A 26,108-nucleotide genomic window follows, 5' to 3' on the forward strand; every position below is an offset into this window, starting at 1 on the left:
CTCATTAATGTTATTGTTTGTGATATTTGGCAGGAGTTGCCTTGCGATCTGACTTTTATTTTTGCGCTTACAACTGGATGTAACCAATGAACCTTAACCTGCCTGGGTATCGTCGATTACGACACATCTGCTTAGTTAAAAAATCACTTTTTTTCTTTGCCCTATTTTCCTACCTGCTTGCAACAAGCGCCAGCGCCAGTGAAAATGGTCAGGACATTAAAAGTACCAAGCATAAAAAGCAACTAACCATAGCGAACTCTAAGGCATGGAAACCATTTTCCTATATAGATGCTAATGGTGAGCCTCAAGGTTTACTCATCGATATCTGGAAGGAATATGCCAGAGTCAATAATGTGGAAGTGTCATTCGTCTTAACAGATTGGAATGAATCATTGCAAGCAGTTAAGTCCAAAGAGGCCGATATACATGCCGGCCTACTTTGGTCCGAACACAGAGAAACTTACCTGGATTTCCTCCCAGGTATAGTCGAAATCGATACCCAACTATTCTTTTCATCTAAGCTATGGGGCACAGATGTAGACAGCTATCTAGAGTCAGGTAGGGTAGGTGTCGTCTCCGCTGGGTATGAAGAGACATATATGATGCAACACTACCCTAAGGTTAAGCTCATCGCTTTCGGTAATAATGAACTCATGCTCAAGAGTGCCTTTTCAGGTGAAACACCTTTATAGCGGATTAATTAGGCCTGCGCTTCCTGAAGGTCACAACCGATTAAGGCTGGAACTCCAAAATGGTTTTAAACGGATCTCAGCCGTGGATCTTGAGCGCATACAGCGTAAATGGATCCATGTAGAAACGGTTTATCCCAAATACTTGTTACCCATGTTTATCGCATTAATCCTACTGTTGACGGCGGCTTATATATTTCACCTACGCAGAGCCGTTGCACAGAGAACCCATGATCTGAATCAATTAAACATAGAATTACAAAGATTAGCCTCCATAGATGCAATGACTGACATCTATAATCGGCGTTATTTTATCGAGCTATTACAACAGGCTTGTGATGACAACCAGACTGGGCTTTCTCTATTGCTGTTTGATATAGACAGGTTTAAGTTGATCAATGATAACTTTGGTCACAGCGTCGGTGATTTCATTATCTGTGAGATGGTCAAGACGATTAAACGGCAACTCCCTCCAGAAGCCGTATTCGCTAGGATAGGGGGCGAGGAGTTTTGTGTCTTAATTCAGGGAATCACAGCTGAACAGTCTCAAAAATTAGCCAAACGAGTTCAATCATCGGTGACTAACAGCCACTACTGTCATGATAATATCAATCATGCCATCAGTATCAGCCTGGGCGTCGTTTACAGTGAAGATGTTTACATCGATCACCAGTTTCTGATTAATCGAGCCGATCACCTCATGTACACAGCAAAATCTATGGGGCGGGATTGCTACCAGTTCAATAAGCTCTAGACGTAAAAGCCTAAGGTAAACGAGTGATACTGGACGGTTAAATCACATATCCCAGCAACCTCTGTTGCACATTTGTAATAAAGTGTTAATTTCGACTAACCAAGGATGAAGTGAGTAATAACAGGAATGAGTGCGAAACTGATAGTAATAGAGCGTTGTCTTATCGTTCTTGGCCTTATTTGTCTATCTTTGTTCGCCATGTCCAGGCTTCACGCTGCCTATGGAGAACAAGCCGCGATAGATGATGTCAATCTCAATAGGGGAGTCGGCCGGGTGATCCCTTCCAGAGGAATGAATGGTGAGGGAAATCTCAGTCTGGCCAGTCTTAGGTTTATCCGGCGGTCTGTTCCTGATGCTTGGACAGTTTATGGGCTGGAGAAGAAGAGGGCAGTAAGCTGTTTATTTTACTCATAAAAAAGCCAACCTTGAAGGTTGGCTTTTTCTAAAACCTGCTTAGATTATTTGGCAGTCATCAAGGCGACGGCATTATCTAGCATACGGTTACTGAAGCCCCACTCGTTGTCATACCAGGCCATGACTTTCACCAGACGGCCGTTGACGCGAGTTTGAGTAGCATCGAAGTTACATGAGAATGGGTTGTGGTTGAAGTCAATAGAAACCAAAGGCTCCTTGTTGACGGCTAACACTTCACTCATAGGAGATAGCGATGCGGCACTTTCGATAATGGCATTGATCTCTTCTACCGTAGTATCACGAGTCGAGATGAATGTTAAGTCGACCAAAGACACGTTAACAACCGGAACACGTACTGCTAATCCATCGAACTTGCCGGCAAGCTCAGGAAGCACGAGTCCAACGGCTGCAGCAGCACCTGTCTGAGTCGGGATCATTGACATTGCAGCAGCACGAGCACGACGTAGATCTGTGTGGTAAACATCAGACAGACGTTGGTCGTTGGTGTAGGCGTGAATCGTTGTCATCAGGCCAGACTCGATACCAATCTCATCATTTAACGGCTTAACCATAGGTGCTAAACAGTTTGTGGTACAAGAAGCGTTAGAGATCACTGTCATGTCAGAGGTAATGACATGGTCGTTTACACCGTAAACAACCGTTGCGTCCACGTTTTTACCCGGTGCAGAGATAAGAACTTTCTTAGCTCCTGCATCAAGATGCGCTTGTACTGCTTCTTTAGAAGTGAAGATGCCGGTACATTCAAATACCACATCGATGTTTAATTCGGCCCAAGGCAGTTTAGACGGATCTCTTTCCGAAAAAGTCAGTATTTTATCTTGGTTAACATAGATAGCTTCATCGTCATGATCGACTTTAGCGTTAAAACGCCCATGAACAGAGTCATACTTGGTCAGGTGAGCATTGATAGATGAATCGCCAAGATCGTTGAGTGCAACGATCTGGATGTCAAAATCCTTGTCGCTTTCATAAAGTGCACGTAAAATATTTCGTCCGATACGGCCATAACCGTTAATTGCTACGCGGATAGTCATTCGATATCCCTCTGGTGATTTGTAAAATTATCTTCTGGTTGTAAAATTACCAAACTGACAGCTACCGTCAAGTAATATCCCCTATAAAAGCCATTTATACATAACAATTTCACTTTAATTTTTACATTGGTCATGTTTCTAACAAAAACTCGCTTATTCTCTGTAAATATTTTCCAATATGGCATACATTTTTCGACAGCAAAGCGCCCATAAAAAAATGGGTCAAAGCTAAGTCATTCTTGCTTATCGAGTAGGAGGGGAGCGAAGCAGTCTCTTCTTAATCGCACTGGTTGAGAATTCACCATCCTCTATCACATCAACAAGTTCTTCGGCCTGTCGATCTAAAAAACTCTGCAGGGTTTCATCACCATAGATTAATGCGAGCATCTTCTCTTCCGATACATTCTGCTTGGTCATCAATACATTTGCTCTGGACAGTAAGTAGGTTAGTTCGAGATCATTGAGTTTCTGGTAATTATTGGACAGCCCTAATAGCCAGTCAGGATTAAAGTTATCCTCGTCACTGATATCGAGCACTTCGAGATAGATTAAATTAGATTGATAGGCATCAAATTTCTGAAAATAGGAGGCTATTTGAGACAGCAATAAAATGTCATCTATCTGCTGAGCCTTATGGGCTGCTAACACGACTTTCTCAGCTTCCATATCATTGAAGCGCGTCCAGTGATAAAAGGCTAAGTAGAGGTCTTGACTATTCTTAGTGGTGTCTTGCAGCTGAGAAAGGCTTTGTGCACTCAAACCGAAAGCGCGAATTCGATCGTTCGTTCTCTCTGGATGCAAAATATGTTGTACTCCAGCGGCCAGTTCGATGCATTGATTGTACTTTTCTAAGTTGAGCAGTTGCTGGTATATCTGTTTACCCGAAGGCGATTCGATGAACTTTAGCTTATATCTTTTACGAATTAACTCGCTTTTTTCATATCTGCACCAACTATCGGCATGAAGATCGCTACAAAGTTCAGGATTATTTTTACAAATGGTACTCGTATCTGGTTGTTTTTCACAGCCAGATACGCCTGAAAATGCAATAAAGCTAATAAATGATGTAATTATTACAAAATTTCTCATCAAAATAGGCTCCGAGCCAAGTTTTTGCTAATAAAATTACAGCGTTACAAATAATATCTTGCTAGCCTGAAAGGCTGGTTTTTATTACACTAGCGCCGACCAACAGGGGATTACCCTTTTATTAATGAGAGTATTGGTCTTTTCTTTTTGTTACTCAATCATTTCTGAAAATAAATCGGAAAAGTGAGATAAAGGATCTGTAAATGAACGCTGATAAACACCTACAAAGCTGGCAGGAACGTTTCGAAATGGCAGAGGCTATGCAGCCCTTGCTGGGTAAGTTATATCGTAATCAAGGTGTCGAAGTCGTTTTATACGGTAAGCCGCTACTCAATGCTTCTACCATTGACATCATCAAGTCACACCGTCTGGTACGTCGTTTTGTGGGCTATAAGTTAAGATTGCGTGAAAGCTTTCCTTTCGTAGAAGCATTAAGCAAACTCGCCGTTAAACAGTGTAAAGTTGATATAGGTAAACTGGCTATCAACTATTGGCGTGACCATAACGATGCAAGTGATATTGAAGCCTATATGAGCCGCGAACTGGCACCTGCTATCGATCATGAAGATACTCAAGAAGCCAGAGACGTGGTGCTTTACGGCTTTGGTCGCATCGGTCGTTTACTCGCTCGCCTGTTAATAGAAAGAACGGGTGTCAGTAATAAACTTCGGCTTCGCGCCATCGTGTTGCGTGGTGATCGTCAGGGTGATTTAGAGAAACGTGCAAGTTTGCTCAGACGCGATTCAGTTCATGGTCCATTTAATGGTTCTGTTGAAGTCGATGAAGAGAACAATGCCATTATTGCTAACGGTACTTATATCCAGGTGATATATGCCAACTCTCCAGATGAAGTAGATTATACCAAGTACGGCATCAAGAATGCGTTAGTGGTAGACAACACAGGTATCTGGAAAGATGAAGATGGACTCAGTTTGCACCTTAAGTCCAAAGGCGTAGCGAAAGTTCTGCTTACCGCGCCGGCTAAAGGTAAGATCAAAAATATCGTTTTTGGTGTGAATGAGTCAGATATCCTCAGTGAAGATAAGATAGTGTCGGCGGCTAGCTGTACCACTAATGCGATCACGCCGATATTGAAGGCGATGAATGATAAGTATGGCATCATCAATGGCCATGTAGAAACCATTCACTCTTATACTAATGACCAGAACTTAATTGATAACTATCATAGCGCCGATCGTCGTGGACGTAGTGCACCATTAAACATGGTTATCACAGAAACGGGTGCTGCTAAAGCGGTTGCTAAAGCCTTACCAGAACTTGCAGGTAAGCTAACGGGTAACGCTATACGCGTTCCTACACCAAACGTGTCTATGGCCATCATCTCTTTGAATCTTGAAAGTGAGACAAATAAAGAGCAAGTAAATGAATACTTACGTGACATGTCACTGTATTCAGAACTGCAAAATCAAATCGATTTTACTGAATCAACAGAGATAGTTTCATCTGATCTTGTCGGTTCACGTTATGCCGGAGTGATCGATTCGCATGCCACCATCGCTGAGGGTAACCGTGCCATTCTTTATGTGTGGTATGACAATGAGTTTGGCTACAGTTGTCAGGTTGTTGGTGTGATGCAGAAGATGCTTGAGCTTAACTATCAATCATTGCCAAACTGTTAATAAAATCACCTAGCAATTGATTAACGCTTAATGATAAAAAAGCCTCCTTGATACTAGGCTTTTTTAATTTTAAGCTATTTTGAACATTGATTAAACAGAAGTTTGTGTATTTTTAACCACAATGCCCGTTTAAGCAACAATCAGATGAAAAAGGGCATTTATCGCTATGTTGATGATTGACTATCGACAGTAAATCGGTAGAATGCCATTCCGCAGTCAAGGGAAAGCTTCTTAAGCAAAACTTGCTGCAAGTATGATTAATAAATTGATGTAAGCGACATTAGCTCAGTTGGTAGAGCGATACCTTGCCAAGGTATAGGTCATCGGTTCGAACCCGATATGTCGCTCCAATCAAAGATTGTGACATTAGCTCAGTTGACTCTTTATTTAAATCAACTGAAGATGATAATAAAATTTGGCGCGATGGCAGAATGGCTATGCTACGGATTGCAAATCCGTCGATCTCGGTTCGACTCCGGGTCGCGCCTCCATATTTAGATTGTGATGAGTGTTAGCTTTTGAAAGCGATTAAACTCGCAATCGAGAAACACAGTATTAACTACCGATAATACGTATTATCAAAGTCAACGAGTTTGCCCGAGTGGTGGAATCGGTAGACACAAGGGATTTAAAATCCCTCGCTTAATAGGCGTGCCGGTTCAAGTCCGGCCTCGGGTACCATCATTTCTCTTTGAGAATTGGCAATGAGCCTCAACGGAAGTTGGGGCTTTTTTGTATCTAGATATCCAGAAACAGATTTAAAATCCCTCGCGACTCTTGCCTTCCTTTATAAGGAGCAGAACTGGGCACGTGCCGGTTCAACTCTTGGTTTCAAAATCAGGGCTCGACGTAACATCATTTATCTTTGAGAACTGCAATGAGCCGGGGACTTTTCGACGATACAATTCCAAAAGCATATTTGAACTATGACTTAGCCCAAATACATAGATATGACGTTCCTTAAAAAAATGACTTAAATAATCAATTTTATTCATATTATTGTTCCTTTATTGCTCGTTATCCCAAACTATAACTATTTTTTCTACTAATATCAAAACTCGCTTTCGATGCCTGACTCACAATGGTATAAAGAGAGCCCATCCCCCCTCAACATCATCTTTTTAGGAAAGACATCATGATATTTACTCAGATTGAACTTGCTCCTGCCGATCCCATTTTAGGCCTCACCGATGCTTTTAAAGCAGATACAAGAACAGAAAAAGTAAATCTTGGGGTAGGCATTTATAAGGACGAGTCTGGTTCGACTCCAATACTTAAGTCGGTCAAACTTGCCGAAGAGAGAATACTTGCCACACAGAAGAGCAAAAGCTATCTGGGCATCGAAGGCGTAGAGGCATATAACCGTGTAGTACAAGAGTTACTGTTTGGTGAAGGTCATGAAGTGGTTAAAAATAAGCGAGCATTAACGGCTCAAGCACCAGGCGGCACAGGATCGTTAAGAGTGGCCGCTGAGTTTTTAGTGCGTAACACAGAATCTAAAACCATCTGGGTGAGTAACCCGACTTGGGCAAACCATCAGAATATTTTTACATCTGCAGCACTCAAGATTAAGCAGTATCGTTATTATAAGGCTGAAACACACGGTAAAGATTTTGATGCCATGATTGCCGACCTCAAAACGGCGAAAGAGGGTGATCTGGTGTTATTACATGGCTGCTGTCATAACCCAACCGGCATCGATCTCACCCAAGCTGAATGGCACATCATAGCCGAACTCTGCCTTGAGCAAAGTTTAGTGCCATTATTCGATTTTGCCTACCAAGGTTTCGGTACTGGCGTTGAAGAAGATGCACAGGGCTTAAGAATTGTTGCCAACAAGGTACCTGAACTTATCATAGCTAACTCTTTCTCGAAGAACTTTGGCCTGTATAACGAAAGAATTGGGGCGGTGACGTTAGTCGCCGAGAACCAAGCCGATGTCATTAAAGCTTTTAGCCAGGTAAAGAGCACTATCCGTGGTAACTACTCTAATCCTCCGGCCCACGGCGCATTGATCGTTAGCACCATACTCGGTGATAGTGAATTAACGACTCTTTGGCAAAGCGAGCTTAAAGAGATGCGTGAGCGTATCGCAAAAATGCGCAGCTTATTCGTCGAGACGCTTAAATCTGCAGGGGTTAAACAGGACTTTAGCTTTATCTCTACACAGAATGGTATGTTCAGTTTCTCTGGCTTAACCAAGGAGCAGGTGGCTAAGCTTAAAGATGATCACGCGGTGTACATAGTGGGTTCCGGCCGCATCAGTGTAGCGGGCATGACCATCGAAAATATGCCGGTGATCTGTAAAGCCATTGCAGCCGTACTATAACTAGCGCAACAGCTGTCATTAAGTGATATCTAATCAAAAAGGACAGCGAATGCTGTCCTTTTCTGTCGCTAATTCAGTCTCTGAGTTTTTTAAACTACGAGTGAACTCTTCTCTATGTCCAGCTCGACCATACTCGCCAAAGCATCGGCCAGAGCCCTTTTATCATGCAGACCCGCATGATGTTTACTCATCAGCGGCCGGTAAGAGTTGAGACAAGCAGTTTCTGAGATCTCCCCAGGCGATACAATCCTGTTGCTAACGTAATCGACCTGTCGATCCACCGTTGTCCGTCGTGGCGACAACGCCAGTGAGCTTAGCACCTAAAAATGACAGAGACGATAACACACGTCCCAGTCCATGGCCTCCGCCAACGGCGACTATGTTTTCAAATTGATTTAATTTGTTATTTTGCATCCGGGTTTTTCCTTCCTGAATACCCAACGAATATACGCATCATAGGCTGCGGATTATAACTTGAGTTTTGTGTGGGGTTTTGTCAATTAAGATATATGGCATATAATTGCCGTCAGTTTTTGAAAATAAGAGAGAAAAATGAAAACAGGTAGAGTGGCTAAATTTACCGTATCCCTGAGTCTAGTGATTGTCATCTTGATTATTTTAAGGCTTATCTTTGTTAAAATTGACAATGCTGATGAGAATACACTTGGGAAGTTAATTGAAAATGAACAGGCCATGAGCCTGATCCCAGACTTCGAATCTTTTGCTAATGTGGCTCAAAAGAAGCAAGCTTTCTTCGATTATCTACGCCCGGCGATTCGACATCAAAACGCCATCATTTCAGACGAGCGACATTTTCTTTTACGCAGCTCACAGCACCTTGAAGATGGACTGACCCTGACCGCAGCCGAGCATTACAGAATCGAGGAGATCGCCAATAAATACCAGTATTCGCTCAGAAGTATCAATAAAAAGACCCTAGGTGAGCTGCTGATCAGAGCCGACATCATTCCTGAGTCTCTGGTACTCATACAAGCCGCTAATGAAACCGGTTGGGGCAGCTCTCGATTTGCCAAACAAGGGCTCAACTTCTTCGGCCAGTGGTGTTTCAGGAAAGGCTGTGGACTCGTGCCTCAATCACGAACAGCCGGTAAAAGCCATGAAGTTGCGGTATTCGATTCTGTAGCAGACTCGGTGGCATCTTATATGAAAAATCTCAACTCCAATGCCGCATATTCATTATTGAGATCTATTCGTGCAGATTTACGCGCACAAGACAAACTTCCCGTTGCAGATCAGTTAGTATACGGCCTAGTTAATTATTCCGAGCGACAGGAGGCATATATAGATGAACTCCTGGAGATGTTACGTCAAAACAAGCAGTATTTGGTGGAGAATCATGAAGAAAGGCCTTATATTTAGCTGTTTACTCGTTGCTGTTACTTCGGTACAAGCAGCACCAATATCATTACCGTACCAAGGTTTTTATCAAAGGCTTAAACAAGTTAATAAAGGAAACTATCCATTAATTGAGATCGCTTTTTCGGTGCCGAATAAGTCTCGATGCCTGATTAAAAGTGGCACCCTCACCACGGAAAATGAATCTTTCCCGCTGACCATCACCGAGGATCAGAGAATATTCTTACCTTATGATGCCAGGCTCAAGTCAGACAGGGCATTAGTGAATTTAGATATTGAAGGCTCAGCGGATAATTGCAGTATCTCAATGCAAGTTAGGGCTAAGAACACCAAGCAGAGCTATAGCCAGAAAGAAGTGCAGGAACTTCAGACGGAGATGAACACTATGCTTAGCGATATGCAGGGTTTCCCTATGCGTTATTTTAGCCAAGATATTGCAGGGGTTAACTTTGAGTTTAAGCCCGGTAGCAAGATATCGGTTTATATCGATGGCAAAGAGCAAATAGTCAGCGATAAACTTAGACTATCAAGTAAGCAGATAGAAGAGTTATCCGTTATAGAGTTCGACACTAAGCCTCTGGTCATCAGCCCATGGACAAAGGGTTAATACCATTCCGAGTAAGTATCTGAGCTGACCAGATACTTATATGGAATGGTATTATCAATCGAATTAAGGAGTATAGGTACTCACGACGTCGATTTTCTGCTCTTTAGTCACTCTGCTCGCCGCATCGAGATCGATATGACCATTATTGGCGACGTCGATAAAATCGAAAGCAGGCAAGTCAGACTCGGCCACCTCTCCTTTCAAGGGGGCATCGGCATCTCTTTGCAGTGCCAGGAAGTCGAACTGCTCACGGTCGACCCCCTGGGAAGGCGAAGTATTTTGCATCGCGGTAAAGATTGATTCTATTCGGCCAGGATGCTCAACATCCCATTGCTCGAGCATGGCTTTAACCGACGCACGTTTGAGGTTTTCCTGAGAGCCGCAAAGATTGCACGGAATGATGGGAAATGATTTAAGTTGTGCATATTCGGCGATATCTTTCTCGCGCGAATAAGCCAATGGCCTTATCACCATGTTAGCACCATCATCAGACAGCAGCTTAGGCGGCATGGCTTTCTGTTTACCGGCATAAAACATGTTGAGGAACATGGTTTCTATGATGTCATCTCTGTGGTGCCCTAAGGCTATTTTAGTCGCGCCGATTTTCTGAGCGAAGCCATAGAGGGTGCCCCGACGGAGTCGTGAACACAAAGAGCAGGTCTTTTGCCCCTCAGGGATCTTAGATCTGACGATAGAGTAGGTGTCTTTCTCAAGGATATGGTAAGGGACATTGAGCGTATCAAGGTAATTCGGCAGCACCTCTTCAGGAAAACCTGGTTGTTTCTGATCTAAGTTAACCACCACGATGTCGAACTTGATTGGGGCTCTCTGCTGAAGATTAAGTAAGATATCCAGCATAGCGTAGCTGTCTTTTCCCCCGGAGAGACAACACATCACACGATCACCTTCTTCAATCATCTGGTAGTCAGCTATCGCCTTACCCACTTCACTACGTAACTTCCTTTGTAGCTTATTCATACGAGTGAGCTGTGTTTTTGAGAGTATGTCGGACATAAAAACGCGCCTAATTACACTTGAATTCTGGGCGCGTATTATATAATAAAATGAGAAAATTTAGAACCAGCCGGACTGACTTCTTACTCCGACATAACGGCTCGAATTAGTCTTTCTCTAAGGGGGAGCGGTAACCATCGGGTTTAATGGCCAACAGATCACAGTTAATGCTGTCGATAACGTGCTCGGCCGTATTGCCGATGAGAGCCGCTGAAAAACCGGTACGGCCTACAGTGCCTAAAATGACCAATTCGGCATCTATCTGCCGGGCGACATCAGGAATGACATCTTCAGGAAGTCCTTCTTTTACATGACAAAAATCGCTGGAGATATCGAAGCTGTTTGCCAAGTAGCTGATTCTTTGCTCATGCTGCATCCGAATCGTTTCTCCATAGGTATGGGCATCGAAATCGGGGAGTTCTATGGCAAGATTAACCGGCGTTCCCGGATAACTGTTAATCAGATGTACTTGCGCATTAAATTGCTTTGCCAGATCTTTGGCATACTCGATGATCTTGCCGTTGAGTGTCTGATGATCATCATCTTCTTCAGTGCCCACATTGACGGCACAGAGTATTTTACCTGCAACAGGCCAAGCATGATCTTTAACTAATAATACCGGTACTGGCGCTTTTCGCATCAGATGCCAGTCGGTAGGCGTGAAGATGACAGATTTAAGCTTGTCGTGAAGATGTGTTCCTTTCACTATGATGTCGAAATTGCCCGAGATAGCATATTGAATAATACTCTCGAAGGGACGATTATGCCAAATCACTTCACTGTCGATCTGCACCTTTTCGTTAGTATAACCCATTAGCAGCTCTTCTAACCAAGCCTGACGTTGAGATATGACTCCCTCGCGCATCGCTTCTCGCTCGTGACCCGAAAGAATCGAGGTCATCTCATAGGAAAAATCAAAGATAGAGAGAAACACCGTAATATCGGCACCATGAGGAGAGGCTAGCTCGATGGCTCTGGCGAGAGCCGGTTGTACATCACTGGTTGGATCGATAACAACTAAGAGTTTCTTTAAATCCTTCATAGTCACTCCTTAATTCAGACAATGAATTAATAATGAGCTAAAGAGAACAAAATGCAATGATTTTAATCACAATTTAACTAAATTATTGGTGTTAAAAGAAATAGCTAATTAAGGCGAGGAAACGGGTAACCTGAAAAGTGGAACTGGGTTACCCGATATCGTTTATCTTGCGATAGCGTGATTGCCGGCTAGCTGAGCTAGCGCGTCGAAATTGATGATGGTGATGTACTTACCTTTGACTTCTATCAGCTCAGCTTTCTGAAAGCGACCCAGTAAACGACTGATGGTCTCAACGGTAAGGCCTAAGTAGTTACCGATATCACCACGAGTCATGGTTAATCTAAACTCTTTAGGTGAGAAGCCACGACTGCCGTAACGATTGGCTAGATTGCTGATAAAGGCGGCGAGACGCTCTTCGGCATTTTTCTTACTCAGTAAGAGTATCATCTCCTGATCACTCTGGATCTCATGGCTCATCAAACGCATCACTTGTTGCCTCAGCTTAGGCATGGTACCTGTGAGTTCATCCAAGGTGCCATAGGGGATCTCACAAACCATTGAGGTTTCTAAGGCTTGAGCGAAACTTTGATGCTTTTTGGAGTAGATGCCGTCAAAACCTATGACATCACCAGCAAGATGGAAGCCGGTGATCTGTTCATCACCTTGCTCTGTGATAGTAAAGCTTTTTACCGTACCGGAGCGAATAGCGTATAGCGACTTTAAAGGGTCACCTGACTTGAAAATTTGTTCACCTTTTTGAATAGGCTTTTTTCTTTCGATAACTTCATCGAGCTGATCGAGTTCGTTGCTATTGAGAGTAAAAGGAATACACAAGTCTGCCATACTACAGTCATGGCAATGGATGGAACCTCCAGGCACTGACGAACGACGACTATTGCTATTATCTGTCATAGTGTTTCTCAAATGTCACAATTAGCTCTATATTAAACTAATTTAATAAACTCAGCTAGCGAAGCTGGGCAATTGCGATGTATAAAGTTTGTAAACCAAACGACACTAAGATCAGGCCACTGATCAATCTGACGGCTCGGTTCTGTACCCAGCGGCCAAACAGATTCGCCGCCATGCCCGCGCTCATGAGTGCGGGCAAGGTACCAAGCCCAAACGCCGCCATAATCATCGCGCCTTGCTGAGCAGAATTAGCCGCAACAGCCCAAGTTAATGTGCTGTAGACCAGGCCACAAGGAAGCCAGCCCCACAACATACCACCGACAAACGCCTGGGGCATCGTTTGAATGGGCAAGATACGCTTAGCTAAGGGAGATAGGAAGCGCCAAAGATACTTGCCTACACGCTCTATTTGCACCACACCGGACCAAATTTTCGCGATGTAGAGGCCCGTGGCGATCATCATCAAGCCTGCTATCACTCTGAGGGTGATCAGGTACAGATCAACATCGAACAGTAGGGCTAATGCGCTGGCAGAGCCACCGACCAAGGCACCAGCCAAAGCATAGCTTAATATACGCCCAAAATTATAACTGAGCAGGAAGCGTAGCTGGGCAACAAACTGATTTTTCTGCCTCGACTTAGGTAACTGAGATGAAAAAGCGCCGATTAAACCGCCGCACATACCAATACAATGACCGGCTCCCATCAAACCGACGAGGAAGGCACCGCTAACATTGTAATCGATCAAGAGGGAGTCGAATCTGTAGACTCACTGTTTTTAGTCTCGGGATTTACAGGCTGATCATCATCGAACAGTATCGATATGCCCTGTCTATCGAGATCGTCAAATTGGTCAGATTTAACCGCCCAGAAAAAAATGCCGATGGCGATCAAGACAAACAACATAGCGATTGGGATTAATACATAGATAATACTCATAAACGAACCTTCAATAATCTGAGACTGTTGCCCACCACAATAAGAGAGCTGGCGGACATACCAAGGGCGGCAACATAAGGTAAGACATGTCCTGTTACGGCGAGGGGAATTATAAACAGGTTATAACCCAGCGCCCAGAATAAATTTTGTTTGATGATCCTATCAGCTAATTTAGCAACCTTGACGGCATCCGTGTAACGGGAGAGTTTATCACCTAATAAGATAAGATCGGCCGAGCTTTTGGTTACCGCAGCGCCACTGCCCATGGCAATGGAGAGATTAGCCCCGGCGAGCACGGGAGCATCATTGATACCATCGCCGAACATGGCCACATTCGACCGGGTCTGATACTGACGAACCAGTTGCAGCTTGCCTTCCGGGCTCAGGCCCTTATTGACATCGTCAATGCCTACCTTATTCGCCACATCTTCGACATGATTCGACGAATCTCCACTGGCGATAGAGACACGACAGCCACTCTCTTTTAGCAACTTAACGGTTTCGGCGGCATCGCCTCGAATGGCATCGACTAACAAAAACTTCGCCAATACTTGTGACTCATCGACCAGATAGATGGCTTGCTTGGTGCTATCTGTGATCTTAGTAGCACCAACGAATGCGGCGCTGCCAATTCGATATTTCTGCCCATTAATTTCGCCACTGAGTCCTTGTCCGATATAGTTGGTACTCTGCTTAACACTCAAGCTCGCATCACGGTACGACTCGAATGCTTTTGCTATGGGATGCAGTGAGCTCGCTTCCAGGCATGCGGCGATGGCGAGGACCTGCTCCTCATCTGTAGCGGTAATCAGCACGGTTGATTCTATCTTTAGATTGCCGCAGGTGAGGGTACCGGTTTTATCGAATACCACATGCTGGATCTGAGTCAGTTTCTCAAAAACCCCAGGGGTTCTTGCGATCACGCCGATGCGGGTAAAGATCCCCGTCGCACAGGTGACGGCTGTGGGAGTCGCGAGAGCCAAGGCGCAAGGGCAAGTGGCAACCAGCACCGACAAGGTGACCCAAAAAGCATCTTCTGGCCAATAGATTTTCCACACCACATAGGTCAGAGCGGCAACCACTAAGATGGTCCAGGTAAAATAGTTTGCGATGCTGTCCACATAACGGGCGACTTTGGGCTTATTGTTGGATGCAGACTCCTGTAAGCGAATGATTTCGGCCACCAGTTGGTCCTGGCCAACGGCAGTCACTTCGACTCTGATCGGTTGCTCGACGTTGATGGTGCCAGCATAAACTTCGCAGCTTAACGTTTTGCTTACTGGCATCTGCTCACCGGTGAGCATGGCCTCATTGAGACTCGAGCTGCCATCGACAATAACACCATCGGCAGCGACCACTTCACCGGGTTTGACTAAGATAATATCGCCGACCTTGAGCCCCTTGGCCGGGATATCCTTAGCACCGCTATCTATGATCAAGTGCGCGGTTAATGGCACTAGCTTATGTAAATTACTCGAGCTTACCGAGGCTTTTTGGCGCGCATTTTGTTCAAAATATCGTCCCAGAAGCAAGAAGAAAGTAAACATGCTCACGGACTCGAAATACACCTCACCATTAGCGTTAATGGTCGCTATGCAGCTGGCAATATAAGCCCCTAAGATGGCGATGGAAACCGAGACATCCATGTTAAGTCGGCCACTAAACATGGATCGTATGGCGCTGAAATAGAAGGGCTGTGCCGAGTAAAAGACCACTGGAGCGGCAAAGATTAGGCTGACCCAACGGAAATAATCACGAAATTCAATTTCAATATCGGTGAAGTAACCGGCATAGAGGGCGAGGGCGAACATCATCACCTGCATGGTGGCAAAACCGGCCAGGCCGAGTCTTAGCAGGTATTGTTGGCTATTCTTCTTGCTGAGTAATTCTTGCTCGTCCACCTGATAGGGTGCGGCTTGATAGCCGATTGCGCTGATTTGATTGAGAATGGCACTGAGCTTTATCTGCTCTGGTAGCCAGGTAATCAAGGCTCGTTCGGTCGTGCTGTTCACCTGGATCTTGATGATCCCCTCCACATGCTTCAGCTTATGCTCAATAAGCCAGGCACAGGCGGCGCAGGTGATGCCGTCTATCGACAATGACACCGTCGAGGTATCGCTGTCCTTATGGACAAAATCTTGCTGTACTTCGGCGAGGTCGAATGCACAGAAGGTGCTGAGTTCTTCAGGCACTATGGCATTTTGTCTGCTACCGGGTTCGGTACGGAATTTATAATAATTGGTTAATCCCGCATCTATGATCGCCTTAGAGACAGCCTGGCATCCGGGGCAACACATGGCTTGTTGTTTATCATTAATGCAGGTAGTGAACTGTGTATCCGTTAATACCGGCTCTCCACAATGGAAACAATCGAGGGGCTTCATCATCGGTGTCATTAACCTGCTTCAATGTAAAATTATCGAGTCGTATACAAGCTGGTACAAAATCGACTTGGACCTTAAAAATTAATACTTACTCTTGCAAATGAACCGACGCTTGCCGCTTCATTTGCTCACGCCAGAATCAGTGTTAGTTTAACCAGTACTGACCATTATCCGTTATTTCGAGGCGCTTCTGAATACGCCATTTACGGTCATAGCCATCCAATCTCACTTCCCAACTGCCAATGATAGGCTTGTCGAGTGAAATCCGATAAACCTGATTGCCATCGGCGGTCACGACTTGGGTAAAATCACGGGCTTCGATGGTAGGATGAAAAAACTCGACATTCATCGCGGCCAGATAAGGCTCACCACCATGCTGGGTAATGGTTAAGGTGTTGTTATCCACTATCATCTCGAACTGCAGTCCGAGTTGCTTAGCATACTTGATTTTCTTCAGATCTCTATTGATGCGTTTACCATCTTTATAATAATCTTCAGACACCAAGGGATCCTTGTTGACGACGGCAAGGTAGAGCAAGTTGATGCTCGCCACGACAGCGCAGAGGGGTAAAATAATTAAGAACCAAGGCCAGAACTGCTTATACCAGGGTTGTTGCTTGTTCATCTGTCATACCTATTAAAATAATTAAGAACATTTTACCGTGAAAAATGTGATATAGCACTCTAAAAAAAAGGCCTCGATGAGATCGAGGCCTTTATGTTGCTTAGATGTAACTATTGGTTTGATAAGCTATAAACATAAGCTGTGATCACGTGAACTTTTTCTTCACCCAAGACATTTTTCCAAGCTGGCATCACACCACTTCGACCATTTTTGATGGTCTCTTGGATCACGCCACGGCTTCCGCCGTAGAGCCACATGTTGTTAGTAAGATCAGGGGCACCCATCATCTTGTTACCAGTACCATCCATTCCATGACAGGCGAAACAGCCCTTCATGAATGAACCTTGGCCCTGAGCCGCAAGCGCTTCATCGTGATCACGACCCGATAACTTAACTACGTATTCAGCTAAACCTTCAATTTCGCTATCTTCGATAGGTAAACCACCTTTTGGTGGCATCATGCCGTGACGACCATTCATGATGGTGGTCTTAATGGTGGCTAACTCACCACCATATAACCAATCACCGTCAGTCAGGTTAGGAAAGCCTTTACCGCCGCGAGCATCACTACCGTGACACTGTGAACAGTTGTGCAAGAACAGACGACCACCGACTTTCAGTGCTTCTTCGTTGTTAACTAGCTCATCCAGAGGCGTATCGGCGTATGCCTTGAAGATAGGGCCATATTTTTCATCGGCACGCATCACTTCTTGATCATACTGAACCCAACGACCTTCAACTTTAGCCAAGGCAATAGCGGCTTCGGAGTCGGCCTTGATGCCGTTCTCTCTGCCTATGCTTTGGTTAGAACTTGTCCAGCCAAGCAAGCCTTTATAGTTACCCAGACCCGGATAAAGAGCCAAGTAAATAAGGGCAAAGACGATAGAGATATAGAACATATAACTCCACCATTTTGGCAGTGGGTTATTCAGCTCTTCAATACCGTCGAAGCTGTGGCCCATTGACTTGCCTTCTTCAACACCTGTATAGTTTTTAGAGACGGCTCTCAATAAAAAGAAACAAGCTGCAATCACAAATAAGGTAATTACCGTGATCCAAATACTCCAGAAAGTACTCATCACTTATGATCTCCTGACTTGGTGCTCGTCTCATCTTCAAACACAAGATTAGCCGCTTCGTCGAATTGATCCTTACGACGCGAGCTATAAGCCCATGCAAATATACACAGGAAGGTAAACATCACCACGATCGTGATTATGCCTTGTATAATTCCGTAATCCATATCATACCTCCTATTATTTCAGTGCATGTCCAAGGGACTGCAGATAGGCGATCAGTGCTTGCATCTCCGTCTTACCTTCGACGGCCGCTTTTGCTCCAGCTAACTCCTCATCGGTATAAAGGTCATTACCCTTATAGCCACCCTTATGAAAGTTAAGTAGAATTTGCATTTTATCTCTGGTTAATTCGCCATCTAGTTTGTTCTCGGCTAACCAAGGATAACCAGGCATATTCGACTGAGGCACCACGGCGCGAGGATCCAATAAATGAACTTCGTGCCATCTGTCACTGTAACGACCACCCACACGGGCAAGATCCGGTCCAGTACGCTTAGAGCCCCACTGGAAAGGATGATCCCATACAGATTCACCGGCAACAGAGTAGTGTCCATAACGTTCGGTCTCGGCGCGCAGTGGACGGATCATCTGGCTGTGGCAGTTATAGCAACCTTCACGGACATAGATATCCCGACCTTCGATCTGTAAGGCTGTGTAAGGTATTAAACCATCAACAGGCTCGGTAGTGTCTTTCTGAAATAGCAAGGGGACAATCTGAACCAAGCCACCAAAACTAATGGCGAGAACGGTTAAGATAGCTAACAGACCGATGTTTTTCTCGACTAACTCATGATTAAATTTCATCAAATCTACCCCTTATGCTTCTGCTAATGCAGGCATGGATTCTTTCGCTCTCACCGTCTTAATCACGTTAAATGCCATGATAAACATACCAGTCAAGAAGAAACAGCCACCGATGAAGCGGACAAAGTAGAATGGGTACGAGGCTTCAACACTCTCAACGAAGCTATAAGTCAGAGTACCGTCAGCATTAACTGCACGCCACATCAAACCTTGCATCACACCAGATATCCACATAGATACGATATACAACACAGTACCAATTGTCGCTAACCAGAAATGAACGTTGATTAGCTTAATGCTATACATGCGACCGTGTCCGAATAGGACTGGGATCAGATGGTAAAGCGAACCAATTGAAACCATAGCAACCCAACCTAGCGCACCAGAATGAACGTGACCAATGGTCCAGTCGGTATAATGAGAGAGTGCGTTAACGGTTTTGATTGCCATCATTGGACCTTCGAAGGTAGACATACCATAGAAAGACAATGAAACAACAAGGAAACGTAAAACAGGATCGGTTCTCAATTTATGCCAAGCACCGGATAGAGTCATGATACCGTTAATCATACCGCCCCATGAAGGTGCGAATAGGATCAATGACATCGCCATACCCAGAGATTGCGTCCAATCAGGCAGTGCCGTGTAATGTAGGTGGTGAGGACCAGCCCAGATATACAGTGCAATCAGTGCCCAAAAGTGAACAATAGACAGACGGTATGAGTAGACAGGACGACCCGCTTGCTTAGGTACGAAATAGTACATCATACCTAAGAATCCCGCTGTCAGTAAGAAACCAACGGCGTTATGACCATACCACCACTGGACCATGGCATCGACAGCACCAGAATAGATGGAGTATGACTTCCACATGCTAACCGGGACAGCCATAGAGTTAACTATGTGTAATACGGCTACCGTGATAATAAATGCGCCAAAGAACCAGTTGGCCACATAAATATGTGAGGTGGTTCGTTTGACAATCGTGCCAAAGAAAACTGCACCATATGACAACCAGACTATGGTGATAAGGATATCAATAGGCCATTCCAGCTCAGCATACTCTTTACCACTGGTGATACCCAGAGGGAGTGTGATCACAGCTGATAGAATGACGGCTTGCCATCCCCAGAACGTAAATGCGGCTAACCTAGGCGCAAATAGTTTGGTTTGACAGGTTCGTTGGACGATATAGTAGGATGTTGCGAAAAGTGCTGAAGTACCAAACGCGAATATCACGGCATTAGTATGCAGAGGTCGAAGACGACTGTATGTTAACCATGGAGTATCGAAGTTTAGTTGTGGCCAGATTAGCTGTGCCGCGATCAATACACCGACAGACATACCAACTATTCCCCACAACACGGTCGTGAGGGCAAATTGGCGGACTACGGTGTAATTGTAATCAGCGCCTTGAGGCTGGGAATGGTTCATCATTTTGCTTCCACTGCTTATTACTTATACTTATTAGTTTGAGTAAATTATGACTTTACCCGTTAAAAAGACAAAAAAGCCGCTTCCCTACGGAATTACGGTAGATGTGTCAACGTGTATCCTTGCGATAATTGTATTATTAACAAGGTAAAGCAATGATACTTGAGCCATATCAAAAAAGATAGGAATTGTGCGTGGTGAAATATTGATCTAGATCAACCTTGGCAATAGAATGTAACTACTTTTTATGTAAGGTTATTTTTTGTGCTACGTGTTAACTTCTCTGTTAAATTAGGCTTCTACACACCACTGATCTTGGCATTCTTATGCTCGGCCTGCTCGCCTCAACAGCAAGCCGAAACAGGGTTAAACGCCCCTGAATTCGTCAAAGACACCAGCTTATGTAACTTTAGTCAGGCTGCTTGTTATAAACAAGTTGCAGGAATCGATTTATCACTTTTAATCACCCCCTTTAACACCCCCAGTGAAAAGCCGCTAACCCTTGAGCTAGCTAGCTCTGAGGCTATTAATCACGTCACCATGAGAATCGAAGGAAGAGACATGTTTATGGGGGTTATCCCAGTGAAACTGTCTAAACTTAATGAAAAGCAATATAATGGTCAGCTGATATTCGGCTCTTGTAGCAGTAACTATATGGTTTGGCGTGCCTTTGTGAATTTCACCAAAAACGGCGAACCTCAGGTCGCCATTTTTGACTTTCTTGCCGATAGCGGTGAGTAGCAGGTAAAACCTTAGCTCGTCGTGCTCTCTAATTCCGCATTTTGATCGCTAAATTCCTCTTTAACTTGGGTGAATACATCTATGTTGTCGAGAAAGACTTTGAGTAAATCAGGATCAAAATGCTTGCCGGCGCCTTCTCTCATCACCTTCATCACCTCTTCTACCGGCCAGGCAGGCTTATAACAGCGGGCGTGAGAGAGGGCATCGAACACATCGGCAATAGCCACAATACGTGCAAACACATGAATTTCTGTGCCCTTCAAACCCGAAGGGTATCCCGAGCCATTCTTTTCACATGGTAAGCCGCTTCTTTCGAGCGACTCTCGACCACATCTCCCAAGCGTAAGATAAGCTCTGACTGGGTGTCTTCCAGCTCTTTATTCAACAACAGATTCTCGAATGCTACGCCGACATTAATCGCAAAAATGTCGACCAGCTTCTTATCCATGTCGTCTATCTTATTGATCCCGTCCATATAGAGCAGATTTATCCAACCACTCTTAGCCGGAAAATAACCGACGAAACAATCTTCCTTATATAGACAGCGTTTCTTTTTTAACGCTTCTTCGAGTAAAGACTTGATATGTTCAGGAACAGGTTTGTCGTGATGATTGGAAAATTGACCCGTGCCAGCCAGAATATGCATCCTGTCGATATTAACGTCTTCACTCATCGCATCCATGGCATTACAAGATAGCAGCAAGGTTTGGGTGTCTAAATTGAGTAAATTAGCGACTTGAGTCAACAAGCCATCGGCAAAATTGTGTAGGGTGCGCAGCTCAAATAGGCCAGATGTCGCCTGAAGGACACGCTCTAACCCTTGGCGATGTTTAACTTGATTAGCTCTTGCTGCTTCAATTTCTATGATGTCACGATAGGAGCGTAGGGCAGAATAGACACTGGTGACCAGTTTACGGGAATCGAGCTCTTCTTTGCCATATCGATCAGCATTAGACAACCTCAATAATGTTAAAAAAACTGTTTCCCCTATACCTTGAGTGTAGATCAATGTGTAGAACAGTGGACACCTGACGACAAGAAACTCACTTTCTTCATTGCTTATTTATATCGTTCGTTAGAAATAAATCTGCCATTACTTGTCTCATTTAGCACATTACCAGTTGATAATAGTTCTCATTTGAGTGTAGACTCACAATTAAGACAAGAATAGGAACACGCTGATGAATAACCAAAGGGTAAACCTGTCTATATCAACAGAAAAGCTAACTCAGTTGATCCAAGACGGTGTCTTGTGCGCCGCTGACTTTCGTTGCTTAGACCAAGTGTCTAAGCAGAAAGTGTGGCAGATGTGCCTTTGGTGCTGTAGCAAGAAGATCAGTTGCACTAAAGAGTGCGCCCTGAGTTGCTCTCCCAGATGTGCTTCAGCCACGCAATATCAATCCAATACAAGTATTGAACTTATTACTTGATACCAGCAACAAATAACAAGTCAATCAAGGACAAAAATAAGCACTGGGTATGAGTGGTTGCTGTAAACTGTTCACTACTCAGATGAAATCTTTTACCGAGTTACGGATATTTCAACTTAAAAATATTGTTCCTATGGCAAGTACACTGTTAAGATCAATATCTTAGCGATATTTAGATCCTCTGCTGGAAAAGCATCAGGACTTGCAATGAGAGTTAAATATGCACATGCCCCCAGTATTACCCCTGTTTGAATCGGCCAAATTTATTGAGGAAGGTAATAGTGTCGTCAATCAATACATCACTCAGATCAGTCTCCACCAAGTAAGTGATGCAGGCTTAATCTACGAACATGCATCAGAGCTACTCTATGAACAGCAGCATAATGAAAACAGTTATAAGGCCTACCGCAGTGAACTAACCACGTTTTTTCATTGGTGTTTCGACGTGGTAAAACAGTCACCGGCAGCGCTGACACGCAGAGAGATTGCCCGCTATCTCGCCTATTGCCAACATCCTCCCCAAGAGCTGATAGGCTACTTTAATGTCGCCCAATTTAAACTCGATAAGGCAGAAGGGCAGAGAGTCCCCAATTTTGCATGGCGACCATTCGTGGGTAAGAAGGCCATGGGTAAAGCATTACCTTATCTGCTCAGCGAAAACGCCTTGAAGACCAAGATAGCCATTCTCTCTTCCTTCTATAGTTATTTGATGAGTGAAGACTACTGTGAACGCAATCCGGCCCAGGCTTGGATGAATCACAGCCGTTTCTCCTCTAAGAAGAAGTACCGGGTAAATCCGGATGACAGCAATATGTTGGCTTTCACCGAACTACAGTGGTCTTACGTGATTGCCACGGTGGAAAAACTCGCCATCGAGGCTCCAGACATACACCAAAGAAGCCTGTTTATGATAAAGCTGCTCTACTCTTGCTACCTGCGAGTCTCCGAAGTCGGGGCCAGGGCAGGTTACTCACCTGTGATGAGTCAATTCAGACAGGACCAACAAACAGGAATTTGGAGTTTTCATATTCCTCTTAGTAAAGGGGGGAAACGACGTAGCGTGGCGATATCGAAAGCCTTACTTGCCGGGTTAGTCGAGTACCGTCAGTTCTTAAAGTTACCCGATTACCCGAGTTCAGGGGAGCAGCATCCCTTATTAATACGGCGTAAAGCCGCAGGACGGGGAAGGGAAGCCGGCACACTCAATGCCAACCTGGGAATACGCCAAATCAGAGACGAAGTGGGTAAGATCATCGAACATGCGGCTAACGCCGCCGAAAATGATGGTTTTAAAGAAGATGCCAAGCAGATGAGGAACCTAAGTGTGCACAACATACGTCACACAGGGATCACCCATGACATCAATATCAACGGTAGGCCGTTATCTCATGTTCAAGCCGATGCAGGGCACGAGAGTATCGATACCACATCTCAATATCTGCATACGTCACAGATAGAGAGGCACCAGAGTGCGCAAAACAAGCCATTAGATCACCTGCAAGGCATAGGATAAATCCAGTTTCTAAGAAAGTAGTAAGCTATAAGTGATAAGTCTGAAACTTCAACCCATCAGAAATTCAGCTCGGTTAATGCCGATAAGTATCATTATCGGCAATTGAGCAAAAAATCGAAATAGGGCCTATATCGAGCCACTCGAATAACGTCTCATATCTCTGATCTTGCAATAAAGCGTTCGTGATTCCCTGCGTATAAGAGCCTGATTGGCGACTATTCATATCTGTTAATGGCGTTCTCAGAACTGGATTTTAAGACCAAGTTATACCAATCTGTGCCTAGTTACGCTCAATAGACTCGAAGTATATAAACTAGAGCTTGGCTCGGATAACAGATCGCATTGGTGCAGATTTCTTAGAATGAGTGGCTAGATCTCTGGTCAACAAGTCATGCAGCAGATATGGCTGGATTTAAAGAGTTAAAACACGGAACACTCGAAAAATCAAGCGTCGCTGTGTGCATACAGTTCAAAACCAAACTTTTAATTCAGTTCATTTTGTTTAGGTCATTTAGCTCAAGTCCAAACGCTAGAAATAAAATACTTGAACTCACTAGTGGAAAGTAAACTTTAACGAACGTCAGGCTTAATGGCAGAACTCATATTTTGCCATCATGAATACCCAACCAGAGTTAAGTCGCTTATCGGGTCTAACAGGATTCTAATAGAGTATGTTTCAATTTTAATAAGGCCCGGATACAAGTTTTGGTTTTGAACTGAGTGTTGATCTTAGTTTTGAAGCAGTCAATACAGAATAGACACTCAATCAATAGCTCTGATACTTGCTCTGAATAAACAGCGCTGAATACAATTACGGGCCATCACACAAAGTAAAGATGTCAGTCCCTAAGGTCCCATATATCCATCCTGGCATTCTTATCCATGAGTGCGCACAATGTATATTATGTTAAATAGACTATATGAGTGTCGATAGTTTCAAATCAATAATGCTTCTTCCTATTGTTTATAAGCATTGACTGCACCATGACGGCTTTGACAATAAACCTGAGTCCACACCATTATCAGTGTCTGCAATTCATAACATCCAGCACCAGCATCTAACGAGGATCTTGCGTTCACTACCCAATACATAGTTCGAACTTAGGACTTATCAGTGTTACGGCCAAGGTTTAATGATTACCGACCCACAATGAAAGACTTAGGTTCGTAAGCGCCCTACTCTTTTTATCAGCCGCTAATATCAGCCTAGTGACAGTCAATTATGGTTTAACCGTTAAAGGTAAAGAGTTAGCGGAGATAGTGAGTCTGATAGCAGAATAAAACAGAATCCTGCGCCTAAACAGCGGTCCTAACGGTCAGTCACAGCTTAGTGACTGCCAGCTTGGCGCCGAAGCCCAAAAAGATACTGCCGGAGACATAATTCATCCAGCGGGCATTTCTGACATTCGTCAGCAGAGATTTAAACTTCTCAGCCATCATTATCACCACCAAGAACCAGCTCGAAACCACGATGGCTTGGGTCAGGCCTAAGATCATGCTGTCGGCCAGTACGCTTTGCTGCGAGATAAACTGCGGAAATATAGACAGGTAAAACATGACAATCTTAGGGTTTAGCATGTTAGTCAGGAAGCCTTTCATAAAATCATTGGCCATAGCCCGACTGTCTTTGCTTAATCTAGTGCTTGCGGCGACACTTTTCGCTACTTTTTCGCCGTCAAGATCGGCTTGAGGTTTGGCTACTTGCTCTGTGATGGGCTCAGCTGCTAGCGTCAATGTGCTTAAGTTGATGCCTGCGCGAATATTACTGATGCCTAACCAGATTAAGTAGGCTACGCCCAACCATTTTAAAAGCATAAATGCCCATACAGACTGGCTCAATAACAGACTGATCCCTTGAGCCGAGATAAACGCGTGGACGATGAAGCCCAAGCTGACACCGGCAATGTTGCTAAAAGCCAGTAATCGACTTTTGGTCAGTGCGGTAAACAGTACCAGTAAGGCATTGGGTCCGGGGATAATAGCGATCAGGAAGACAATTCCTGCGAACAAGATAATAGTATCGATACTCATGATAATTCCATTTTTAAATGTGCAACAATTCCACCCGAGACACGCTCAGATGTTTAAAAAATTGTACTACAGCTAAAAGAGTCATATAGACAAACTAATGTCTTTTAACAGCCCCCTTGCCTGTAAACCAGCATATAATTTCAGTATTGACTGTATGTAGTAATCTTGGTCTCTTATCAAAAGAAACTGGTTGTTCCTTACCGTTA

General features: G+C 44.2%; 23 protein-coding genes, 3 tRNA genes and 2 pseudogenes. 11 read left to right on the forward strand and 17 right to left on the reverse strand.

Annotated features, from left to right (window positions below; genetic code table 11):
- Positions 1-86 precede the first annotated feature (86 nt).
- A complete protein-coding gene (locus tag KT99_RS20005) occupies positions 87-692 on the forward strand; it encodes a transporter substrate-binding domain-containing protein (protein WP_005496737.1) in 606 nt (201 codons plus the stop codon).
- Positions 693-774: 82 nt separating this feature from the next.
- Positions 775-1,443, forward strand: coding sequence for a GGDEF domain-containing protein (locus tag KT99_RS20010; RefSeq protein WP_005496738.1), 669 nt, complete (start codon positions 775-777; stop codon positions 1,441-1,443).
- 458 nt (positions 1,444-1,901) lie between these two features.
- On the opposite strand, the gene gap is transcribed toward KT99_RS20010, so the two are convergent.
- Positions 1,902-2,912 carry a type I glyceraldehyde-3-phosphate dehydrogenase gene (gene gap / locus KT99_RS02695; RefSeq protein ID WP_005496741.1) on the reverse strand — a complete coding sequence of 337 codons (1,011 nt, stop codon included), beginning with the start codon at positions 2,910-2,912 and terminating at the stop codon, positions 1,902-1,904.
- 243 nt (positions 2,913-3,155) lie between these two features.
- The gene (locus KT99_RS02700) at positions 3,156-4,001 is read right to left on the reverse strand and encodes a DUF2989 domain-containing protein (RefSeq protein WP_005496743.1); all 846 of its coding nucleotides are present in this window, start codon (positions 3,999-4,001) and stop codon (positions 3,156-3,158) included.
- 203 nt (positions 4,002-4,204) lie between these two features.
- Between KT99_RS02700 and KT99_RS02705 the strand changes: the two genes are divergently transcribed.
- The 5 genes from KT99_RS02705 (at position 4,205) to KT99_RS02725 (ending at position 7,970) form a co-directional block, all read left to right on the forward strand.
- Entirely contained in the window at positions 4,205-5,641 is a 1,437-nt protein-coding gene (locus tag KT99_RS02705; RefSeq protein WP_005496744.1) for a glyceraldehyde-3-phosphate dehydrogenase, read from the forward strand.
- A gap of 274 nt (positions 5,642-5,915) precedes the next feature.
- Positions 5,916-5,991: transfer RNA gene (locus KT99_RS02710), tRNA-Gly, on the forward strand.
- A gap of 67 nt (positions 5,992-6,058) precedes the next feature.
- Positions 6,059-6,132: transfer RNA gene (locus KT99_RS02715), tRNA-Cys, on the forward strand.
- A 104-nt stretch (positions 6,133-6,236) separates the two neighbouring features.
- A tRNA-Leu gene (locus KT99_RS02720) sits at positions 6,237-6,322 on the forward strand.
- A gap of 454 nt (positions 6,323-6,776) precedes the next feature.
- Positions 6,777-7,970 carry an amino acid aminotransferase gene (locus tag KT99_RS02725; protein WP_005496746.1) on the forward strand — a complete coding sequence of 398 codons (1,194 nt, stop codon included), beginning with the start codon at positions 6,777-6,779 and terminating at the stop codon, positions 7,968-7,970.
- 258 nt (positions 7,971-8,228) lie between these two features.
- On the opposite strand, the pseudogene KT99_RS20365 reads toward KT99_RS02725, so the two are convergent.
- Positions 8,229-8,384 (reverse strand): annotated as a pseudogene (locus KT99_RS20365) (2-phospho-L-lactate transferase CofD family protein); the annotation flags it as partial.
- Between the two features lie 138 nt (positions 8,385-8,522).
- On the opposite strand from KT99_RS20365, the gene KT99_RS02730 reads away from it, so the two are divergent.
- Entirely contained in the window at positions 8,523-9,350 is an 828-nt protein-coding gene (locus KT99_RS02730) for a glucosaminidase domain-containing protein (RefSeq protein WP_005496755.1), read from the forward strand.
- Positions 9,328-9,954 carry a DUF2987 domain-containing protein gene (locus KT99_RS02735; protein WP_005496758.1) on the forward strand — a complete coding sequence of 209 codons (627 nt, stop codon included), beginning with the start codon at positions 9,328-9,330 and terminating at the stop codon, positions 9,952-9,954. Before KT99_RS02730 ends, KT99_RS02735 begins: the two co-directional genes overlap by 23 nt.
- Positions 9,955-10,017: 63 nt before the next feature.
- Here the strand turns inward: KT99_RS02735 and ttcA are convergent, their stop codons facing one another.
- From ttcA to ccoN, 11 genes are all read right to left on the reverse strand, one after another.
- Positions 10,018-10,968 (reverse strand): tRNA 2-thiocytidine(32) synthetase TtcA, encoded by a 951-nt coding sequence (gene ttcA, locus KT99_RS02740; protein ID WP_005496759.1) that lies wholly within the window; start codon positions 10,966-10,968, stop codon positions 10,018-10,020.
- A gap of 106 nt (positions 10,969-11,074) precedes the next feature.
- On the reverse strand, positions 11,075-12,010 hold the full coding sequence (uspE, locus tag KT99_RS02745) for a universal stress protein UspE (RefSeq protein WP_005496760.1): 936 nt from the start codon (positions 12,008-12,010) through the stop codon (positions 11,075-11,077).
- 162 nt (positions 12,011-12,172) lie between these two features.
- Positions 12,173-12,922 (reverse strand): electron transport transcriptional regulator EtrA, encoded by a 750-nt coding sequence (gene etrA, locus KT99_RS02750; protein WP_040571522.1) that lies wholly within the window; start codon positions 12,920-12,922, stop codon positions 12,173-12,175.
- A 55-nt stretch (positions 12,923-12,977) separates the two neighbouring features.
- The gene (locus KT99_RS02755) at positions 12,978-13,670 is read right to left on the reverse strand and encodes a sulfite exporter TauE/SafE family protein (protein ID WP_005496762.1); all 693 of its coding nucleotides are present in this window, start codon (positions 13,668-13,670) and stop codon (positions 12,978-12,980) included.
- Positions 13,667-13,861 carry a cbb3-type cytochrome oxidase assembly protein CcoS gene (gene ccoS, locus KT99_RS02760; protein ID WP_005496763.1) on the reverse strand — a complete coding sequence of 65 codons (195 nt, stop codon included), beginning with the start codon at positions 13,859-13,861 and terminating at the stop codon, positions 13,667-13,669. Before ccoS ends, KT99_RS02755 begins: the two co-directional genes overlap by 4 nt.
- Positions 13,858-16,245, reverse strand: coding sequence for a heavy metal translocating P-type ATPase (locus tag KT99_RS02765; RefSeq protein WP_040571534.1), 2,388 nt, complete (start codon positions 16,243-16,245; stop codon positions 13,858-13,860). The genes ccoS and KT99_RS02765 overlap by 4 nt, the downstream gene beginning before the upstream one ends.
- 145 nt (positions 16,246-16,390) lie before the next feature.
- On the reverse strand, positions 16,391-16,870 hold the full coding sequence (locus KT99_RS02770) for a FixH family protein (protein ID WP_005496765.1): 480 nt from the start codon (positions 16,868-16,870) through the stop codon (positions 16,391-16,393).
- A gap of 110 nt (positions 16,871-16,980) precedes the next feature.
- Positions 16,981-17,949, reverse strand: a complete 969-nt coding sequence (gene ccoP, locus KT99_RS02775) for a cytochrome-c oxidase, cbb3-type subunit III (RefSeq protein ID WP_005496766.1) — start codon at positions 17,947-17,949, stop codon at positions 16,981-16,983.
- Positions 17,949-18,113: a cbb3-type cytochrome oxidase subunit 3 gene (locus KT99_RS02780; protein ID WP_005496767.1), complete on the reverse strand. Its 165-nt coding sequence runs from the start codon at positions 18,111-18,113 to the stop codon at positions 17,949-17,951. The genes ccoP and KT99_RS02780 overlap by 1 nt, the downstream gene beginning before the upstream one ends.
- A gap of 13 nt (positions 18,114-18,126) precedes the next feature.
- The gene (ccoO, locus tag KT99_RS02785) at positions 18,127-18,753 is read right to left on the reverse strand and encodes a cytochrome-c oxidase, cbb3-type subunit II (protein WP_005496768.1); all 627 of its coding nucleotides are present in this window, start codon (positions 18,751-18,753) and stop codon (positions 18,127-18,129) included.
- 12 nt (positions 18,754-18,765) lie between these two features.
- The gene (ccoN, locus tag KT99_RS02790; protein WP_005496769.1) at positions 18,766-20,190 is read right to left on the reverse strand and encodes a cytochrome-c oxidase, cbb3-type subunit I; all 1,425 of its coding nucleotides are present in this window, start codon (positions 20,188-20,190) and stop codon (positions 18,766-18,768) included.
- A 261-nt stretch (positions 20,191-20,451) separates the two neighbouring features.
- Between ccoN and KT99_RS02795 the strand changes: the two genes are divergently transcribed.
- Complete coding sequence (locus tag KT99_RS02795; RefSeq protein WP_005496770.1) at positions 20,452-20,928, forward strand: hypothetical protein; 477 nt, start codon at positions 20,452-20,454, stop codon at positions 20,926-20,928.
- Positions 20,929-20,939: 11 nt separating this feature from the next.
- On the opposite strand, the pseudogene KT99_RS02800 reads toward KT99_RS02795, so the two are convergent.
- Positions 20,940-21,874 (reverse strand): annotated as a pseudogene (locus KT99_RS02800) (DUF3369 domain-containing protein); the annotation flags it as partial.
- Between the two features lie 282 nt (positions 21,875-22,156).
- The gene (locus KT99_RS21900; protein ID WP_157752175.1) at positions 22,157-22,318 is read right to left on the reverse strand and encodes a hypothetical protein; all 162 of its coding nucleotides are present in this window, start codon (positions 22,316-22,318) and stop codon (positions 22,157-22,159) included.
- A 260-nt stretch (positions 22,319-22,578) separates the two neighbouring features.
- On the opposite strand from KT99_RS21900, the gene KT99_RS02805 reads away from it, so the two are divergent.
- The gene (locus KT99_RS02805) at positions 22,579-23,871 is read left to right on the forward strand and encodes a tyrosine-type recombinase/integrase (protein ID WP_005496779.1); all 1,293 of its coding nucleotides are present in this window, start codon (positions 22,579-22,581) and stop codon (positions 23,869-23,871) included.
- 1,320 nt (positions 23,872-25,191) lie between these two features.
- Here KT99_RS02805 and KT99_RS02810 read toward each other — a convergent pair.
- Entirely contained in the window at positions 25,192-25,902 is a 711-nt protein-coding gene (locus KT99_RS02810; RefSeq protein ID WP_005496781.1) for a LysE family translocator, read from the reverse strand.
- Positions 25,903-26,108: the final 206 nt, after the last annotated feature.

The sequence above is a fragment of the Shewanella benthica KT99 genome (assembly GCF_000172075.1).
GTDB classification, from domain to species: Bacteria; Pseudomonadota; Gammaproteobacteria; order Enterobacterales; family Shewanellaceae; genus Shewanella; species Shewanella benthica_A.